Here is an 18,067-nt window from a genome sequence, read left to right on the forward strand (position 1 = left end):
TCCTCCGCGGGTCATGACGGCCCGACACCTCGGCGCGTAACTGTTCTGGACTTCACGCGCGGCCGGGCCGTAGTGTTGACGTCAACATCCCCTGGCTTCGGCCGACGTGTGTCGCATCGTCGCGGCACGGAACGGAACAGACGCGATGACGCATCGACACCCCCTCCCCCTCCGCCGCCTGCTCGCGGCCGCCACCGCTGCCGTTCTCGCCGGGGCGCTGGCATCCCCCCTCGCCGCCGCCGCGGCGACGGGCGTGCCCACCGATCCGAACGACGGTGTGCCGCGCGTCGACCCGCCTGTCACGTACGCGAAGTTCGAGCCGCTCGCCAATCCCGGCCGCGGTTCCGCCGACTACTTCCAGCCGAAGTGGTACGACACCGACGGCCGGCACATCCAGGCGCACGGCGGTCAGGTCGTCACGACCCAGGAGGACGGGCAGACCGTCTATTACTGGTACGGCGAAGACCGCACGAATGGGTACTGGAACAGCCCCGGCGTCGCGGTCTACCGCTCGACGGATGCCATGAACTGGACCAACCTCGGCGACGCACTGCGCAGCATCACGACGCGTGACGATCTGCTCACCCCGTACTTCGAGAACCTCTACGACACCGTCGACGAGAACGAGCAGCCGCGGAACGAGAAGATCGACGCGCTCGCCTACCACCTGAATTCGCAGCGCTCGGCGGACTACACCGCGATCTTCGAGCGCCCCAAGGTGCTGCACAACGACGCCACCGGTCAGTGGGTCATGTGGTGGCACGCCGACGGACGCACCGAGCCCGGCGGCAGCACCTATGCCCGCTCGATGGCCGCGGTCGCGGTGTCCGACTCGCCGACCGGCCCCTTCCGCATGGTGGGCGCCTACCGCATGCCGAACCGCACCGACTACAAGGGCTGCTCGCAGTACGCCGTTCCCGGCCAGGCGCGCGACATGACCGTCTTCCAGGATGACGACGGCAAGGCCTACATCTCGTACTCGTCCGAGGAGAACTCCTCGCTCTACATCGCCGAGCTCGACGACAGCTACACCAACGTCGTGAAGACGACCGACTCGGACACCCTCGACGTGCACCAGTACTCGGAGGACGGCCGCTACCCCTACGTCTTCGCCGACGGCACGGCCGACGCTCCGGTGCGCGGCGAGGACTTCCAGATCGTGAAGGAGTGCGGCTACCTCGAGGCACCCGCCATCTTCGAGCGCGACGGGACCTACACCGCGATCGCCTCCGGCGCGACCGGGTGGGCCCCGAACCCGCAGACCTACTACACCGCTCAGAGCCTCATGGGCACGTGGATCCGTGGCGTCCAGGCGGGCGATGCCAACGAGAACACCTGGTACGCCAGCATGCCCGACGGTTCGGACGGCCTTCTCTCGGTCGGCGACACGAACCGTTCGACGTTCGGCTCGCAGTCGACCAATGTCTTCGAGCTCGAGCCGGGCAAGTTCGTCTACATGGGCGACCGCTGGAACGAGGGACAGTCGGACTCGACCTACGTCTGGCTGCCGCTCACGGTCGGCGAGAACGGCCGCCTCGAGATGCACAACCCCGCCGCCGAAGACCCCGCGCGCTACGGCGACGGCTGGGACGCCTCGTACTGGGATGACAAGGGCTTCGGCCACGGCACCTGGTCGCTCACCCCGAACGCGGTGCCCGAGACCGTGCGCCGTGGAACCACCGCGAACCTGCCCGCGACGGTGAACGTCGATTCGAATGGAACGGTGGCACCCGTCGCCGTAACGTGGTCGGCGGTGGACACCAGCGTTCTCGGCCCGCAGACGGTGACCGGCACGCTCGCCGCCGACGCGGACTTCACCGCGGGGCGCAGCTTCCAGCGCACGATCACCGTCACCGAGCCCGGCATCGCCGACATCGCCTCCGAGGCGACGGTGTCGGCATCCAGCCGTAACGACCTCGTCGGCACGATCGTCGACGGGAACCCCACCGGCAAGGGCTGGGACGACTGGACCGGCAACGGCTATCCGCGCGACAGCTGGCTGCAGTTCGACTGGGGCGTGACCCGCACGTTCGACTCGATCGTCGTGCACACCTACAAAGACGGCTCCACGGCGACGTGGCCCTCGCGCATCCAGACGCAGTACCGCGACTCCTCGGGCGCCTGGGTCGACACCGAGGTGGGGGCGACTCTGGCTCAGGATGCCACGCAGGCGGCGCCCGTGGCCGTGATCGACGCCCGCACCCTGCCCGCGGCGAGCGCCCTGCGTCTGCGGCTGACGAGCGAGGCGAACACCTGGCAGTCGATCGCGGAGGTCGACGTCTGGGGCAACGCCTCGATCCCGAACGTGTGCCGCGGCGGCGACGCCACGGTCTCGGCATCCTTCCACCAGACGAAGTGGGCCACTATGCCCGCCGCCAACGCCTGCGACGGCAAGCAGAACACGCAGTGGTCGACCTGGACCGATGCGGGATTCAAGGATGCCGCGACCTTCACGCTCGAGACGATGGAGATCCACCGCCTCGACCACGTCTCGTTCACCAACATCGAGGGCTCGGTGACCGGCGTCTCGGCGGAGTACCGCACCCCGGCCGGTGAGTGGAAGCCGGTGGAGCCCGTCGGAGCCGCACCGACCGTGACCAACGGCACCGAGACGACCCTGTCGTTCACGAAGGTGCTCGCCACTGGCCTGCGTCTGACCTTCGCGACCCCCGGGTCGTACCTGAAGATCCCGGAGATCGTCGTCCCCGAAGCCGGGGGGATCGCGGCGATCACCCCGATGCTCTCCCCCGAAGTGCCGGCCTCGGGCTGGTACCGCGAACCGGTCGCGGTGCAGCTCTCGCACGACGGCAACGACCAGGTCATCGTGCAGCACCGCACTGACGGCGGTGACTGGGTCGACGGCACGACGTTCGAGGTCACCGGAGACGGCGAACACCTCGTCGACTACCGCGCTCTGCTCGACGACGTCGAGCAGGAGGGCGTTTCGGGGTCGCTGACCGTGCGCATCGACGCGACCGCACCGGTGACCGGAGCGAGCGTCGCGGATGCCGCCGCGGCGACCCGCACCCTGGTCCTCCCCGACGTCGCGGCTCCGGTCATCGCCCGCGGTCAGGTCGTCACCCTCGAGGCGATGGATGCCACCTCCGGTGTGGCGTCCACGGAGTACTCGCTCGACGCGGGTTCGACGTGGACGACCGGGACGGAGATCGCCCTCACGACGGTGGGGACGTACCAGGTGTCGTTCCGATCGACGGATGTCGCGGGCAACGTCGAGCAGGTCCGTACCGCCGAGGTGACGGTCACGGCCCAGGGCGGCACCGACCCGGGCACCACGCCCGGCGGGACCGACTCCGGCACGACGCCCGGCGGGAACGGGGCGGGCACGACCCCCGGCGGGAACGGGGCGGGGTCTGCGCCGGCCGGCGACCGCGCGGCATCCGGTACCGCCCCCGGCGGCCTCGCACTCACCGGGACCGAGGCGCCCCTCGCCCTCACCGCGCTCGCCTTCGGCGCGGTGATCGCGGGTGCCGCGCTGGTGCTCGTCCGCCGCCGCCGCGCCTGACGCCCTCGATCGCCCCGGGACCGTTGCGACGGTTCCGGGGCGATCGTGTGTCCGGGGCGACCGCGTGTCCGGGAGTCGCCGCGGGCGGCGCCCGACCGCTTGAGAGGATGGATGCCATGCGCGCGATGATCATGGACGCCCTGGCCGAGCCCCTCGAGGTGCGCGAGGTGCCCGAGCCGTCGGCGCCGGCCGGGGGCGTGGTGGTCGAGGTGCACGCGACGGGACTCTGCAAGAGCGACTGGCACGCGTGGGTCGGTCACGACGACGTCGCCCTCCCCCACGTGCCCGGTCACGAGCTGGCCGGCATCATCGTCGAGGTCGGCGAGGGTGTGCAGCGCTGGAGCGTGGGCGACCGCGTGACCGTGCCCTTCGTCATGGGCTGCGGCGCGTGCGAGTGGTGCCGGGGCGGAAACGCGCAGGTGTGCCCCGACCAGCAGCAGCCGGGCTTCACCCAGTGGGGCAGCTTCGCCGAGCGGGTGGTGCTGCGTGCGGCCGACACGAACGTCGTGCGCATCCCCGACGGCGTCTCGTTCGAGGCGGCGGCGGCCCTCGGATGCCGCTTCGCTACGGCCTACCGCGCCCTCACCGGCCGCGCCCGCGTGCAGGCCGGCGAGTGGATCACGATCGTCGGCGCCGGCGGCGTGGGCCTGAGCGCCGTGATGATCGGCGTCGCCCTCGGCGCGCGCGTGATCGTCGTCGATCGCACCCCCGCGGCTCTCGACGCGGCCCGCCGGCTCGGGGCAGAGCACACGCTCGTCGCCGGCGAGACCGACATAGCCGCGGCGGTGCACGAGATCACCGGCGGCGGAAGCCACGTGTCGGTCGACGCCGTCGGCAGCGCCCAGACCGCGCGCGACGCGGTGCTGAGCCTGCGCCGCCGCGGCCGGCACGTGCAGATCGGCCTGCTCCCCACCGACGACGGCCTGACCGCCATGCCGATGGCACGCGTGATCGCCTGGGAGCTCGACCTGCTCGGCAGCCACGGCATGGCCGCTGTCGACTACCCCGAGATGCTCTCCCTCATCGACAGCGGCGCCCTGCGCCCCCAGGAACTCATCGAGCGCGTGATCGGTCTCGGCGAGGCCGCGGCCCTGCTTCCGGCGATGGATGCCGCCTCCCCGGCCGGCATGACGATGATCGACCCGCGGCGCGCCTGAGCGCAGCGCGCGGCGGTGCCGTTCGGCGCGGCAGTGCCGTTCGGCGCGACGCGGCGCCCTGGCATCCATGTCCCACTTATGGCCGGTCAACGGCCCTCACACCCACCACAAGTGGGACACACACCACCAGAAGTGGGACGAGGCTGCGCAGTTGTACCGGCGGGGCGCTGTTCGAGCGCAATGGCGGCACCGCGCGAAGCCCAGGCCCTGGCATCCATGTCCCACTTATGGCCGATGAGCGGCCCTCAGACCCACCACAAGTGGGACACACACCACCAGAAGTGGGACGAGGCTGCGCAGTTGTACCGGCGGGGCGCTGAGCGAACGCAGTGGCGGCACCGCGCGAAGCCCAGGCCCTGGCATCCATGTCCCACTTATGGCCGATGAGCGGCCCTCAGACCCACCACAAGTGGGACACACACCGCCAGAAGTGGGACGAGGGTGGACGGGGATACCGCCCCGGTGCCGGTGCCGCGCAGCAGCGATGGTGCAGAATCAACCAGCGTACGGATGCCGCCTCCGCAGCGCTCAGCAGCGACGCCCGCCCGAGCGCGCCCGGCGAACGCGGCGACGCGGCGCGGGCACCAGGAACTGGAGTCTCGGGCACAGGGCCAGGCGCAGGGCGACGAGCCGGGCGCCAGGCGCAGAGCCGTGGCCGGGCGCCAGACGCAGGGCAAGAGGCCCGGCGCCAGGCGCCGGAAGGTCAGGCGCGAGGGTGAAACGCGAGGGTCAGGCGCGGGGAGCGGCGCCGTCGTCGCCGGAACGCGGGGGGACCGAACCCTCCGACCGCGGCGCGGCATCCGGCGCGGTGCCCCCGGTGCGCGGGGCCTCGGCGCGCGGGGCCTCGGGCTGTGCCGAGGCGGTGGGTGTGGCATCCGGGGCGTCCTTGGGGAGGAGCAGCGGACGGTCCACCGTGGCCGTGACCTTCGAGGGGTCGACGGCGAGCAGCATGAGCGCGACGCTCACGAGCACGATGATGAACGTCGCCCCGGCCGCCACGAGGGCGACGATGAGGGCGCGCTGTATCTGGTCGGCGGGGCGCGTCTGGAAGAACCCCATCGACATGAGGGTCACGAAGCCGGCGAAGAGGGCGGCGACGAACGCCAGCCCGAGCAGCTGGACGGGCTTCATGAGGTCTTTGCGGGTGGTGGGCTTGTCGGTCATGACGCGGCCTCCTCGGAGGGTACGGCCGGAACGGGCTCGGTGCGGCGGGGCGAGAAGCCCGCGATCGCGAGGAACACGGCGATGACCGCCGCGTATCCGCCGAAGAGGCCCACGGCGATGGTGATCCCGGTGAGGGTGAACGACCCCGCGCCGGTGATGCTGTAGTCGAGCGCGTACTGCATCGGGGTGAGCAGGAGGACGACCCCGAGGACGATGCCCAGGATGCCGATGAGCACGCCGTCGCGCACGCCCGCGGTGCGGCCGGCCTTGCGGTCGCGGAGCGCTCCGACGAGCTCGATCACGCCCGAGACGACGGCCCACGTGATGACCAGGCCGAAGAACATGCCGGTGGTGCGCCACGGACCGACGCTGGCGATCAATCCCGCCACGAGCGACACGGCCGCCATCAGCGCCGGGACGGCGCGCTCCCCGCGGGAGAAGACGATCCAGGCCGACGCCGCCCACGCGAGACCGGTCGCCAGCGCGAAGCCGCTGAAGACGATCAGACCGAGGACGGCGGAGTGGTCCGGCGAGAACGTGATCATCGCGGCCGCGAGGGCGGCGAAGAGGGCGCGCGCGAGCTGCAGATGGCGCAGATCGAAGGCGCGTTCAGCAGGAGGAGTGGTCACGGAGGGTTCCCGACGGGCGAATGACGTTGGCATCCAGTCTATTCCTCGGGGGCTGAGCGGCCTCCGTGTGCGCCGACGTCGAGATATCCCCCGCTCACCCCGCGTGCGACAGGGCGTCGTCCTTCTCGGCCAGCGACCGCGCGACGGCCTCGGCGACACGGGCGTCCTCGGCCTCCTGGCGGCGGCGGCGACGCGCGCGCAGCCACCGCGGTCCGAAGACGGCCGCGAGCACGGCGAGCACCAGCACGGCGAGCAGCGGCCACGGTACGGCCGCGCCCACCGCGGACGCTTCGACGGGGTCGAGGGCGGTGATCGACCCCGACGCGTCGGTGACCGTCGGGGTCGCCGTGACCGACGCCCACAGCAGGCCCATCGCCGCCACGCCGGACACGCGCACGTCGCGCGGCCACGTCTCCCCGGGCAGCAGCGCCGGGGATGCGGCATCCGGTGCCGCCTCGGCGCGGCCCAGACCGACGGGTCCCGCGACGGCGTCGGTGTCGTCGGCGGTGAGCGAGACGTTGCCGGTGTTGTGGAGGCCGTAGTGCACCGTGGCGTCGCCGAACAGGAAGGGGACGACGCCGCCGTCCCAGTCCACCCGCACGTCGTCGACCGAGAGGGCGGGCACGAGGTCACCGCCCACCCGGATGCCGGCCCGGATGCCGAGACGTCGATCAACGTTGACGTTCGCGGACTGGTCGGCGACGGTGAGCGAGGTCACGACGCCGCCGGCGTAGTCGCCGGGTGTCGCGTCGGCCGGCACGTCGACGGTGAATGGAACCTCGACGGTCTGCCCGGCGGGCACCGAGACGTGCCGCTGCGGCACGTCGATCCACTTGCCCACGCCGGTGGGCTGCTCCGCGGCGAGCCGCAGATCCACCGCGCCCGTCGAGGTGGTGTAGCCATCGGCGGCGTAGACGTCGAGTTCGATCGCCTCGGTGCCGCGGTTCGCCACGACGAGCCCGTCGTCGAGGTGGGCGCCGGGGTTGAGGGCGTAGGAGAAGTTCGTGCGATCGGCGCCCAGCGCGTTCGAGGCGGTGCGCACGGTCCAGCTGACGTCGTCGGTCGCGGCCGAGGCGGGCGACGCCCCCAGGAGCGCGGCCGCGGTCACCAGCGGCGCGAGAGTCAGGGCGACGAGACGGGGGGAGAGGTTCATGGGGGTCCTTCGGGAGAGGCCGGCGGGGAGGGGTGCTCCCCGCCGGCCCGGATCGCTGGTCAGCCGGCCAGCGCGGTGAGGGTCAGGGTCGCGCGGTAGCTTCCCTTGTCGATGGTGTTGGGGATCTTCAGGTCGAGGTCGGCGCCCACGACGCCGGTGCCGCGGTCGTGGCCCATCGGCGCGGAGCTGAGCGACTGCGAGGTCGACAGACCGGCGCCTCCGTCGTAGCCCGAGCCGACGGCCGCGCCCGCGACCGCACCGGCACCCGGGGTGACGACCTTCGGCGTCCATCCGAGGTACTTGCCCTCGAACGTCTTGTCGCCGTCGACGAAGTCGCCCACGGATGCCGAGACCGACCAGGCGGCCTTGCTCGCGCGGGTGTCGGTCACGGAGATCGGGTTGATCTGACCGGTGGCCTCGAAGTACTGCAGGTTCTTCTCCTCGGCGGTGCCGAGGTCGACCAGTCCGTTGTGCCCGTTGATCGTCCAGCCGAACTCGCCGGGGGCGCCCGAGGGCACGTCGACCTGGATGTCCTGGCCGTCACCGTGGTTGGGGTGGATGGTCACCTCGTCCTGGATCGACCCGACGGCCTCGGCCGGCTTCGCGCCGTTGTCGGGACCGCACCACACGACGCGGTTGAGCTCCACGGCGGCGTTCGGGGCCGAGCAGTCGCCCGAGCGGATGTTCTGCACGACGAGCTGGTCCTTCTTCACCTGGACCTTGACGTACGTGCGGACGTGCTCCTGGTTCTGCACCGAGTTGTACCAGTAGTTCGCCGGGTTCAGCGGGTCGGCGCCGTTCCCGGCTCCGCTCGTGCCGCTGTTGTCGGGAGCGGTGATGTCGTAGTACTTGGATCCGGATGCCGAGTTGGCGGTGACGTACACGACGCCGCCGGGGCCCTCGAACACCTCGTCCTGACCGGGCTTCTCGTCGGGGTTTGCCTTGGCGCCGTTCTTGATCTCGTACGAGCGCGAGTAGCTGTGGTCGTGGCCCTGGAGCACGAGGTCGACGCCGAGCTTCGAGAAGGTCGTCGGGAAGTCCACGCGGCGCACCTTGTTGTCGGCGTCTTTGGCGTGATCGGCCGGCGAGTAGATCGCGTGGTGGTACACGAGCACGGTGTACTTCGCCTCGGCGCCGTGCTTGTTCACGACGTCGGTGACGTAGGCCACGTGCGCGTCGTCACCGCCGCCGCCCTGAGAGGTGGCGTAGCTGTTGCTGTTGAGGTCGATGAACAGCGTGTCCTTGTAGATGAACCAGTAGTCGCCGCCGGACTCGGTGCCGATGCTGGCGTCACCCTTGCGGTAGTAGGCACCCGTGCGGTCGGTGTTGGGCGTGTAGAGGTGCTGCTCGTAGGCCTTGCCGCCCACGTCGTGGTTTCCGATCGTCGCGACCCACGGGATCTGACGCAGAGCGTCGGGGGCGAGGAACGCGCTCCACTGGTCCTCCTTGTTGGCGGAGTCGACCTGGTCGCCACCCGAGACGAGCAGTTCGGCCTTCGGGTTGGCGTTCACGGCGACGTTCATCGTGTCCTGCCACCCGGCCTGGTCCTTCGCGACGTCGCCCGACGAGCCGATCTGCGGGTCGCCGAAGAACAGGAAGTCGTAGTCGCCGTCGAACGACTGCGTCGAGAAGGCGGAGGTCTGCGACCAGTTGCCGTCCGAGCCGACGCGGTACGAGTAGGCGGTGTTCTCGGCGAGACCCGTGATCGTCGCGTGGCGGTTGTAGCCGCCGCTGCTGGCGATGTTGGCCGTGCCGGATGCCGAGAAGGTGGTGGCCGACGCCGGGAACTCGCCGTTCACCAGGGCCGAGGTCGGCGCGACCTGCACCGACTGCGCGGTGTCGGCCGAGGAGTACCAGGTGACGATGCGCTGGGCTTCGTCGGCGCCGACACCGAGGATGACGCCGGAGAGCGTCGCCGGGGTGTCGGCCAGGGCGGCCGGTGCGGTCGCTGCGCCCGAGAGCACGAGCGAGACGCCGAGGGCGGCCGTTGCGATCCACGCGGCACGGCGGCGCGTGCGCGTCCCGTGCGACGTCGATGCGGAAAGGAGCATGATGATCCGTTTCTCTCTGTGGGGACCCGCGATCGGGCGGGTCCTCCCACGCTCCGCCCGCTCGGTGACGAGTGAGTGAATGGCGGACGCAGCACGGCTATCGAGTCGCGCAACGCCCATCACTCGACGCCGAGGACGCGTTGGACGAACCAGACGAGCCCGGCCGCGGTGACGATCACCGCGAGCAGCGCGCTCGCCCACGTGCCGACACGGGGGAACCTCCGCCGCAGCAGCACGAGCAGCGGGAAGACGATGATGATGAGTCCGATCTGCACCGCCTCGATGCCGACGTTGAACACCAGCAGCGACCACAGCAGCGTCCACGACCATGGCTCGTCGATCCCGAGCGCCGAGGCGAAGCCGAGTCCGTGCACGAGCCCGAACAGGAACACCACACCCACGCGCAGCCACCCCGCGCGATCGAGGCGCAGGAAGCCGTGGGCGTGCGAGAGGTCCTGGTCGACCTTGCCCCCGCGCCAGAGACGCCAGAGGTACCAGGCGCCGACGACGGCGATCGACAGGGCGATGGTCGGCTCGACGATCTCGGGCGGGGCGGCCACCACGCCCGTGGCGGCCAGGATGAAGGTGACCGAGTGGGCCACGGTGAAGGTGGTCGCGGCGATGACCACCTCGCGCAGGCGTCGCGAGCCGACGATGAGCGCGAGCAGGAACAGGATGTGATCGATCCCGGTGAGCAAGTGCTCGGCGCCGAGGCGGAAGAACTCCCAGAAGCGCTCGAGCGGCGACTGCGCCGTCGTGAACGACGGGTGCTCGGCATCCAGAACTGTGCTGCCCTCGTGCAGGTCGAGCGCGTAGGTGAGGATCGTCTTGGTGTCGGTGACGTAGCCCTCGTCGTCGGGGAAGAGCGACGAGACGACCTCGTGACCGTTCTCCGACGGCGGGCACGCGTAATCGAGATCGAGCACGGCGTAGGGCACGCCCTCCTGCTGCGTCATCGTGATGTCGTCGGCCGGCGTCGGGGTGCACGACCCCGCCCCGGAGATGCGGAACCTCTCGGCCACGTACGCCGACACGTCGTCGCGATGCGCCCGGAGGGCGGCGGCCTGTTCGTCGGCGTGTCGGGCCTCGAAGGCCTCCGTCCCGTCGCGGAAGAGCGCATCGTCCTTGGCCGCGTCGGCCGCGGAGACGACGAGGAGGTCGTACTCGACCTGCAGCTGCGCGTGCACGACGCCCGGTCCCCCGCTGGAGAGGTCGGCGTAGACCACCGACCGGATGCCATGAGCCGACGCGGGAGCGGCGACGGCGAGGAGGGCGACGGCGGCCACTGCGACGAACAGGGGGCGGAGCACGTGGCGAGACAGGTGTGACATGGGGTCCTTTCCGTCGCTCAGGGTGGTCCGCCGTCGTGAACGGTCGGACGCGACGGGGCGAACGGAAACGGAACGTGCGCCCGGTGTTCGCCCGCGGGTCACCCGCGTCGCGCAGGGTGACACCGTGAAGCGAAGGACGATGGTCGCAGCGGCGCTCGTGACGCTGGCGATGCTGACCGGCTGCAGCTCGGAGCCCGGGTGGGGCGAGATGCGGGCGCACCCCGCCCCGATCGGCACGCCCGCGGAGGGGTTCTCGCCCCCCACGCCTCCCGCGCCGGAGTCCACGCACACCCCCGCGCCCGGTTCGTGGGACGGAGTGCACGCGCCGGAGGGCTATCGCGTGGTGCTGCTGACCGTGGGCGACGATGCGCCCACCGGCGTGCTCGTCGATGCGGTGCAGGAGTGGGCGGGCGAGACCCGGGCCGACCTGGAGGTCGTGCACGCCGACGACGACATGATCGACGGGGCCGTGGCCGCCATGCGGATGAATCCCGACCTCATCATCAGCGCGGGCGACGCCCTGGTCGACCCCCTGGCCACCGTGACCGCGAACCACCTCGACCGGCAGTTCCTCATCGTCGGCGCGGAACTCGCCGAGCCCACCGAGAACGTCACGTCGGTCGACTGGACGGGCGCCGCCTACCGCGGCGAGGGCCTGGGCGCGGCGGCGGCGTACGATCCGGCGTCGTTCACCCCGGCGCGGGCGGCCGCGGCGGTGCGCGCCGGGGTGGCGTCGGTGCTCACCGGCCAGCGCGGCATCGTGCTCTGGATGCGGTGACGGCGCGCCCGCGCTCAGGGCACGCAGGGGGTGAGCCGGCGCGGAACGGGGTCGCGAGGGGGCGTCGACCCGCGCGACGGCGAGACCGCCGCCCTCAGCGGGTGCGGCGACGAGCGCGGGAGATCACGATGCCGGCGGCGAGCGCCCCGGAGCCGAGAGCGGCGACGGCCGCGAGACCCGCGGCATCCCATCCGGTCGCGGGGAGCGACCCGTCGGGCGTCGCTGCGGGCGTCGCGGCCGGCGTCGCGGCGGGCGTCGCTGCGGTCGAGGGAGTTACGGGAGACGGCGAGACCGGCGCGGCGGTCGACCCGCCGGGCGGCGACGGGTGGACGCCGTCGGGGACCTCGACGTCGGGGACCTCGACGACGATGACCTGGGAGTCCGACGGCAGCCCTTTCCAGGGGGCGGGGTCGGGGGTGGGAGCGCCGGCGGCCGCGAGGGCCAGCGCGATCGCGAACGTCACGGCCATGATGGGGTCCTTTCCGTCCGTCACCGTAGCGTCGCGACATGGCCGCCGCGGGCTTCCCGACCGACCGGCCGGGGACCGCCGAGCGAAGAGGGAGTCGAGCGGGGAAGTGGTCAGACCACAACCGGTCCCTTAGCGGATCAGTAAGAACGCGTCTTCTTTCGGTCATAACGGTCGCGAAGATCGACGAACTCGCCCCTAGCGTCGTCGCATGGCCCCACCTTTCGACCCGACGGTCGCGCCCGCCGCCGCGTCCGCGCCGTTGCCGGCTTCACCCGCCGCCGCGGCCGTACCGCTCCCGGCTTCACGCGCCGCCGCGTTTGCGCCGTTGCCAGCTTCACCCGCCGACCGCGCGGCGACCGACCTCGGCGTCGAGATGCGCGCGGTGTTCTTCGTGTCGGACAGCACGGGCATCACCGCCGAGACGCTCGGCAGCGCCCTGCTCGCGAACTTCCCGGGCGCCCGCTTCGAGCGGCACACCATCCCGTTCCTCGGCAGCGTCACCTCCGTCGACGCGGTCGTCGCGCGCCTCCGGCGGTCCGCGACCGACGGCGATGCGCCGATCGTCTTCGCGACGGTGAAGGATGCCGGCATCCGGCGTCGTCTCGCCGACGCGGGCGCGGTGGTCATCGACCTGCTGGCCGGGCACCTCACCGAGCTCGAGGCGGAGCTCGGCGCGACCGCCGAGACCCGCGCGGGGCAGTATCACGGCCTGGGCGACCTCGAGCAGTACTTCCGCCGCATGCGCGCGGTGGAGTTCGCGATCGAGCACGACGACGGTCAGAGCGGGCGCGATCTCGCCAGTGCCGACGTGATCATCGTCGCTCCCTCTCGATGCGGCAAGACGCCCACCACGATGTACCTCGCCCTGCACTACGGGCTGCTGGTGGCGAACTACCCGCTCACCGACGACGACTTCCCCACCGACGGCCTGCCGCGCATCGTCGCGCCGCACGCCGACCGCTGCTTCGGACTGACCACGACCGCCCTGCGCCTCAGCCAGGTGCGGCACGAGCGCAGACCGCAGTCGACCTACGCCAGCCTCGCCCAGTGCACCCTTGAGATCCGCCGGGCCGAAGACCTCTACCGCCGCACCCGCATCCCGTTCCTCAGCTCCGCGACCCGGAGCGTCGAGGAGATGTCCGCCGTGATCCTGCAGTCCATGAACCTGCGGGACCGACCCCGAGAAAGGCCCACCCCATGACCAACATCCTGCGCTTCGACGAGATCGGCATGGGCGACCTCGCCCGCGTCGGCGGCAAGAACGCCTCGCTCGGCGAGATGGTGTCGCACCTGGCATCCGCCGGCATCCGCGTCCCTCCGGGATTCGCGACGACCTCCGACGCGTTCGGGCGTTTCCTCGCGCACGACGGCCTCGACGCCCGCATCCGCGACGCGGTCGAGGGCGTCGACGTCGACGACGTCGCGGCCCTCAGCCAGCTCGGGGGCCGCGTGCGCGCGTGGATCGAGGAGCAGCCGTTCCCCGACGACCTCGACGCCGACATCCGTACCGCGTACGCAGCCCTCGTCGCGGGCGAGCAGGATCCGGATGCCGTGACCTGGGCGGTGCGCTCCAGCGCCACCGCGGAGGATCTCCCCGACGCCTCGTTCGCGGGGCAGCAGGAGACGTTCCTCAACATCGGCGGGATCGGCAACATCCTGCAGGCGATCCGTCGGGTGTTCGCCTCGCTCTACAACGACCGCGCGATCGCGTACCGCGCGCACCACGGCTTCGACCACCACGAGGTCGCCCTTTCGGCCGGGGTGCAGCGCATGGTGCGCTCCGACGTCGGGGCCTCGGGAGTGATGTTCACCCTCGACACCGAGTCGGGCTTCGACGACGCGGTCTTCGTCACCAGCTCGTACGGCCTCGGCGAAGCGGTCGTGCAGGGTGCGGTCAACCCCGACGAGTTCTACGTCTACAAGCCGGGCCTCGCCGCCGGCCGTCCCGCGATCCTCAAGCGCAGCGTGGGCGAGAAGGCCATCGCGATGCGGTACGCCGACGGGCAGCACGTCGACGGCAGCACGGCCTTCGTCGAAGTGGATGCCGACGACCGCACGCGCTTCTCGATCACCGACGCGGAGGTCGAGGAGCTCGGCCGCATCGCGCTCGTGATCGAGGCTCACTACGGCCGCCCGATGGACATCGAGTGGGGCAAGGACGGCGTCGACGGACAGCTGTACGTGCTCCAGGCGCGACCGGAGACCGTGGTGTCGCGGCGGTCGGCGAACGTCCTGAGCCGTTTCGTCCTGGCCGAGCGCAGCGCGGTGCTCGTCGAGGGCCGCGCGATCGGTCAGCGCATCGGCGCGGGGCGCGTGCGCGTGCTCCGCTCGATCGACCAGATGGCCGACTTCGCGCACGGCGACGTGCTCGTGGCCGACATGACCGATCCCGACTGGGAGCCGATCATGAAGCGCGCCTCGGCGATCGTCACCGACCGCGGCGGACGCACCTGCCACGCGGCGATCATCGCGCGCGAGCTCGGCATCCCGGCGGTCGTCGGCACCTGCGTCGCCACGCACGCGCTGACCGACGGCCAGGAGGTCACCGTCTCGTGCGCCGAGGGCGACGACGGCCTCGTGTACGACGGCATCCTGAGCTTCGCCGAGGAACAGACCGAACTCGACCGGATGCCGGCCGCCCCCGTGAAGATGATGATGAACGTCGGCACGCCCGACCAGGCCTTCGCGTTCTCGCGGCTGCCGCACGCGGGCGTGGGGCTGGCTCGCCTGGAGTTCATCATCAACCGGCAGATCGGCATCCACCCGCGGGCGCTGCTCGAGCTCGACCGCCTCGACGGGGCGCTGGCCGACGACATCCGCGCGCGCATCGCGGCCTACCCCTCGCCCGAGGAGTACTTCATCCAGCGGGTCGCCGAGGGCGTCTCGATGATCGCGGCGGCCTTCGCTCCCGAGCCCGTGATCGTGCGCCTGTCGGACTTCAAGTCCAACGAGTACGCGAACCTCATCGGCGGCACGCTGTACGAGCCCGACGAGGAGAACCCGATGCTCGGGTACCGCGGGGCGGCGCGCTACGTCTCGCCGGAGTTCCGCGCGTGCTTCGACATGGAGTGCGAAGCGCTGCGGCGCGTCCGCGACGAGATGGGGCTCACGAACGTGCAGATCATGGTGCCGTTCGTGCGCACGGTCGGCGAGGCGAAGGCCGTCGTCGACCTGCTCGCGCAGAACGGCCTGCGCCGCGGCGAGAACGGACTCAAGGTCGTCATGATGTGCGAGCTGCCCGCCAACGCGATCCTCGCGGAGCGCTTCCTCGAGCACTTCGACGGCTTCTCGATCGGCTCGAACGACATGACTCAGCTGACCCTGGGCCTCGACCGCGACTCCGCGCTCATGGCATCCGCCTTCGACGAGCGCGATCCCGCGGTGCTGCACCTGCTCGGCATGGCGATCGACGCGTGCCGGCGACAGGGCAAGTACGTCGGCATCTGCGGACAGGGACCGAGCGACCACCCCGACTTCGCGCAGTGGCTCGTGGCTCGTGGCATCCAGTCGCTGTCGCTGAACCCCGACACGGTCGTGGAGACCTGGCTCGCCCTCGCGGCGGACGAGCGGCCCAAGGCCGAGATCCTGGCGCGGGCTCACCTGTCGGGGTTGTGACGGCGGCGGGCCGGGGCGCGTGGGGGCGTCCCGGCCCGTGTCGGATCGTCCGCTCGGACGACGCGGATACTTCCCGCGACCGACGACGCGGTGAGGTTCGGTCGCTGGGATGGAGGCATGACTTCTTCTGCTGTGCTCACCGCCCACGGCCTCGTCAAGAGCTATGGAGACCTACGCGCCCTCGACGACGTCTCGCTGACCATCCGCGCCGGCGAGTCGGTCGCCGTGATGGGGCCGTCGGGATCGGGCAAGACCACGCTGCTGCACTGCCTCGCGGCGGTCATCGCCCCCGATGCCGGCTCGATCGTGCTGTCGGCCCCCGGCGCCGCTCCGCGGGAGCTGGTCGGGCTCTCGGAGAGCGAGCGCGCCCGCGTGCGTCGCGAGGCCCTGGGCTTCGTGTTCCAGCAGCACCTGCTGCTGCCCGAGCTGACGGCCGTCGAGAACGCAGCACTGCCCCTGCTGCTGACGGGGGCGAAACGACAGGATGCCGAGCGGCACGCGGCCGTGTGGCTGGCGGCGCTCGGGCTGGCCGGGCTCGAGGAGCGTCGGATCGGTCAGCTGTCGGGCGGGCAGGCGCAGCGCGTGGCGATCGCGCGCGCCCAGGTGACCGGCGCCCCGGTGGTCTTCGCCGACGAGCCGACCGGGGCCCTCGACTCGGCGACCTCGGCCGAGGTGCTCGACGCTCTGCTGCACGCCACGACGGGCCAGGGGCGCACGCTCGTCGTGGTCACGCACGACGCCGATGTCGCCCGCCGGTGCTCGCGCACGGTGCGGGTGAGCGACGGGCGCGTGGTGAGCGACACCGGTGCGGCCGCCTCGACCGGGGGTGCGCGATGAGTGTCGTCCTCCCCCTGGCGCGGCAGTTGAGCCGACCCGCGCGGTAGGGGCGTGCCGCTGTCGTGCTGCCGATCGTCGCGTTCGCCGTCACCACCGCGCTGCTGCTCGTGGTCGCCGGCGGGGCGCGGATGTTCCTCGTCGACCCGCGCACGGCCGACGGCGGCGGCCTGTACGGCATCCTCGCGGTGCTCGCGCTGCTGCTGCTCGCCGTTCCGCTCGTCACGCTCGGTGCCGCCGCCGCGCGCCTCACGAGTCGACGACGCAACGACCGGCTCGCGACCCTGCGGCTGCTGGGCGCGAGCACGCGCGAACTGTGGGCGCTCACCGTGCTCGAGGCGACGGCCGTGGCCGCCGTCGGCGCCGTCGCGGGAGTCGCGATCTACGCGGCGCTCCTGCCGCTCGTGGGGCTTCTGCCGTTCTTCGGCGCAGCCGTCGGCGTCGCCGCCGTCGCGATCGACCCGCTGCTCGGACTCGGCGTGCTCATCGGCGTCGTCGTGATCGGTGCGGCGAGCGCGGCCGCGAGCCTGCGGCGGGTCGCCGTCACCCCGCTCGGAGTGCGCACGCGCAGTGCCGCTCCCCCGTCACGCACCGCCGCGCTCGTGGTCGGCGGGGTGCTGATCGTGGCCGTCGTGCTGGTCGTGTCGAACTTCTCGGTCGTCGCGCAGCTGCTCGGCCCGGCGGTGGGGATCGCCCTGCTGCTCGGCGCGTTCGCGGGCGCGCTCGCCCTGCTCAACCTCATCGGGGCGCCGATCGTCGCCGCGCGGGGCCGGTCGCTGGCGCGCCGCGCGCGCACGGCATCCGAGCTCATCGCGGGACGCGAGCTCGCCGCGCACGCGGGCCCCGCCTGGCGGCGCGTGTCGGGCATGGCGATCGTCGCCTTCATCGCGGTGGTGGCCGGGTGCGGACTGTCGATCGTCGACGCGGCCGGCGACGCGGGTCCGACGTTCCTGATGGGCGACATCCGCACGGGCGTCCTCGTGACGCTCGGTATCGCGTTCCTCCTGCTCGCCTGCGCCGTGGGGGTGACGCAGGCCGCGTCGGCGCTCGAGGATCGCGAGCTTCTCATCGGGCTCGACCGTCTCGGCATCCCGGATGCCGAACTGCGGCGCGCACGTCGACTCACGGTCATGGTGCCGTTGCGGTGGGCGGCGGGAGGCGGTGCCGCGCTGGGGGCGGTGATGGCGTTCCCGATCGTGGGGATCAGCCTTTTCGTCGCGCCCCTGTCGGTGCTCACCATCGTCGCGACTTTCGTCGGCGGCTTCGCCCTGGTGCGGGCGGCGCTGGCGTCGACTCGGCCGATCGTCGACGGCATCCGCCGCGAGACGATCTGAGCCCGTGGCCCCCCGCCCGCCGCGAACGC

At 71.7% G+C, this 18,067-nt stretch carries 13 protein-coding genes; 7 read left to right on the plus strand and 6 right to left on the minus strand.

What is annotated here, in order from left to right; translation table 11 throughout:
• Positions 1-145: 145 nt before the first annotated feature.
• Together RWH44_RS06595 and RWH44_RS06600 are read left to right on the plus strand one after the other, a co-directional pair.
• The gene (locus RWH44_RS06595; RefSeq protein ID WP_316003951.1) at positions 146-3,523 is read left to right on the plus strand and encodes an OmpL47-type beta-barrel domain-containing protein; all 3,378 of its coding nucleotides are present in this window, start codon (positions 146-148) and stop codon (positions 3,521-3,523) included.
• A gap of 116 nt (positions 3,524-3,639) precedes the next feature.
• The gene (locus RWH44_RS06600; protein WP_316003952.1) at positions 3,640-4,680 is read left to right on the plus strand and encodes a zinc-dependent alcohol dehydrogenase family protein; all 1,041 of its coding nucleotides are present in this window, start codon (positions 3,640-3,642) and stop codon (positions 4,678-4,680) included.
• Positions 4,681-5,409: 729 nt separating this feature from the next.
• Here RWH44_RS06600 and RWH44_RS06605 read toward each other — a convergent pair.
• The 5 genes from RWH44_RS06605 to RWH44_RS06625 all read right to left on the minus strand — a co-directional run bounded on the left by RWH44_RS06605 (position 5,410) and on the right by RWH44_RS06625 (position 11,008).
• Positions 5,410-5,844, minus strand: a complete 435-nt coding sequence (locus tag RWH44_RS06605) for an amino acid transporter (protein WP_298876918.1) — start codon at positions 5,842-5,844, stop codon at positions 5,410-5,412.
• Positions 5,841-6,473 carry an acyl-CoA synthetase gene (locus RWH44_RS06610; protein ID WP_316003953.1) on the minus strand — a complete coding sequence of 211 codons (633 nt, stop codon included), beginning with the start codon at positions 6,471-6,473 and terminating at the stop codon, positions 5,841-5,843. Before RWH44_RS06610 ends, RWH44_RS06605 begins: the two co-directional genes overlap by 4 nt.
• Before the next feature lie 94 nt (positions 6,474-6,567).
• Positions 6,568-7,626 carry a WxL protein peptidoglycan domain-containing protein gene (locus tag RWH44_RS06615; protein ID WP_316003954.1) on the minus strand — a complete coding sequence of 353 codons (1,059 nt, stop codon included), beginning with the start codon at positions 7,624-7,626 and terminating at the stop codon, positions 6,568-6,570.
• A 59-nt stretch (positions 7,627-7,685) separates the two neighbouring features.
• A complete protein-coding gene (locus RWH44_RS06620) occupies positions 7,686-9,677 on the minus strand; it encodes a purple acid phosphatase family protein (RefSeq protein WP_316003955.1) in 1,992 nt (663 codons plus the stop codon).
• A gap of 119 nt (positions 9,678-9,796) precedes the next feature.
• Complete coding sequence (locus RWH44_RS06625; protein ID WP_316003956.1) at positions 9,797-11,008, minus strand: HupE/UreJ family protein; 1,212 nt, start codon at positions 11,006-11,008, stop codon at positions 9,797-9,799.
• A 124-nt stretch (positions 11,009-11,132) separates the two neighbouring features.
• Between RWH44_RS06625 and RWH44_RS06630 the strand changes: the two genes are divergently transcribed.
• On the plus strand, positions 11,133-11,786 hold the full coding sequence (locus RWH44_RS06630; protein ID WP_316003957.1) for a type 1 periplasmic-binding domain-containing protein: 654 nt from the start codon (positions 11,133-11,135) through the stop codon (positions 11,784-11,786).
• A 94-nt stretch (positions 11,787-11,880) separates the two neighbouring features.
• Here the strand turns inward: RWH44_RS06630 and RWH44_RS06635 are convergent, their stop codons facing one another.
• Positions 11,881-12,255 (minus strand): hypothetical protein, encoded by a 375-nt coding sequence (locus RWH44_RS06635; RefSeq protein ID WP_298876937.1) that lies wholly within the window; start codon positions 12,253-12,255, stop codon positions 11,881-11,883.
• Between the two features lie 373 nt (positions 12,256-12,628).
• On the opposite strand from RWH44_RS06635, the gene RWH44_RS06640 reads away from it, so the two are divergent.
• From RWH44_RS06640 to RWH44_RS06655, 4 genes are all read left to right on the plus strand, one after another.
• On the plus strand, positions 12,629-13,456 hold the full coding sequence (locus RWH44_RS06640; RefSeq protein ID WP_316004271.1) for a pyruvate, water dikinase regulatory protein: 828 nt from the start codon (positions 12,629-12,631) through the stop codon (positions 13,454-13,456).
• Complete coding sequence (ppsA, locus tag RWH44_RS06645) at positions 13,453-15,870, plus strand: phosphoenolpyruvate synthase (protein WP_316003958.1); 2,418 nt, start codon at positions 13,453-13,455, stop codon at positions 15,868-15,870. Before RWH44_RS06640 ends, ppsA begins: the two co-directional genes overlap by 4 nt.
• A gap of 117 nt (positions 15,871-15,987) precedes the next feature.
• Complete coding sequence (locus RWH44_RS06650; protein ID WP_316003959.1) at positions 15,988-16,707, plus strand: ABC transporter ATP-binding protein; 720 nt, start codon at positions 15,988-15,990, stop codon at positions 16,705-16,707.
• A gap of 62 nt (positions 16,708-16,769) precedes the next feature.
• Complete coding sequence (locus RWH44_RS06655; RefSeq protein ID WP_316003960.1) at positions 16,770-18,038, plus strand: FtsX-like permease family protein; 1,269 nt, start codon at positions 16,770-16,772, stop codon at positions 18,036-18,038.
• Positions 18,039-18,067: the final 29 nt, after the last annotated feature.

Origin of the sequence: Microbacterium phycohabitans, assembly GCF_032464935.1 — a bacterium.
Taxonomy (GTDB): Bacteria; Actinomycetota; Actinomycetes; order Actinomycetales; family Microbacteriaceae; genus Microbacterium; species Microbacterium phycohabitans.

Coding starts and splice junctions, on each gene's coding strand:
- RWH44_RS06600 (WP_316003952.1), top strand. CDS start 3,640: ATGCGCGCGATGATCATGGACGCCCTGGCCGAGCCCCTCGAGGTGCGC.
- RWH44_RS06625 (WP_316003956.1), bottom strand. CDS start 11,008: ATGTCACACCTGTCTCGCCACGTGCTCCGCCCCCTGTTCGTCGCAGTG.
- RWH44_RS06605 (WP_298876918.1), bottom strand. CDS start 5,844: ATGACCGACAAGCCCACCACCCGCAAAGACCTCATGAAGCCCGTCCAG.
- RWH44_RS06640 (WP_316004271.1), top strand. CDS start 12,629: ATGCGCGCGGTGTTCTTCGTGTCGGACAGCACGGGCATCACCGCCGAG.
- RWH44_RS06620 (WP_316003955.1), bottom strand. CDS start 9,677: ATGCTCCTTTCCGCATCGACGTCGCACGGGACGCGCACGCGCCGCCGT.
- RWH44_RS06635 (WP_298876937.1), bottom strand. CDS start 12,255: ATGGCCGTGACGTTCGCGATCGCGCTGGCCCTCGCGGCCGCCGGCGCT.
- RWH44_RS06650 (WP_316003959.1), top strand. CDS start 15,988: ATGACTTCTTCTGCTGTGCTCACCGCCCACGGCCTCGTCAAGAGCTAT.
- RWH44_RS06615 (WP_316003954.1), bottom strand. CDS start 7,626: ATGAACCTCTCCCCCCGTCTCGTCGCCCTGACTCTCGCGCCGCTGGTG.
- RWH44_RS06595 (WP_316003951.1), top strand. CDS start 146: ATGACGCATCGACACCCCCTCCCCCTCCGCCGCCTGCTCGCGGCCGCC.
- ppsA (WP_316003958.1), top strand. CDS start 13,453: ATGACCAACATCCTGCGCTTCGACGAGATCGGCATGGGCGACCTCGCC.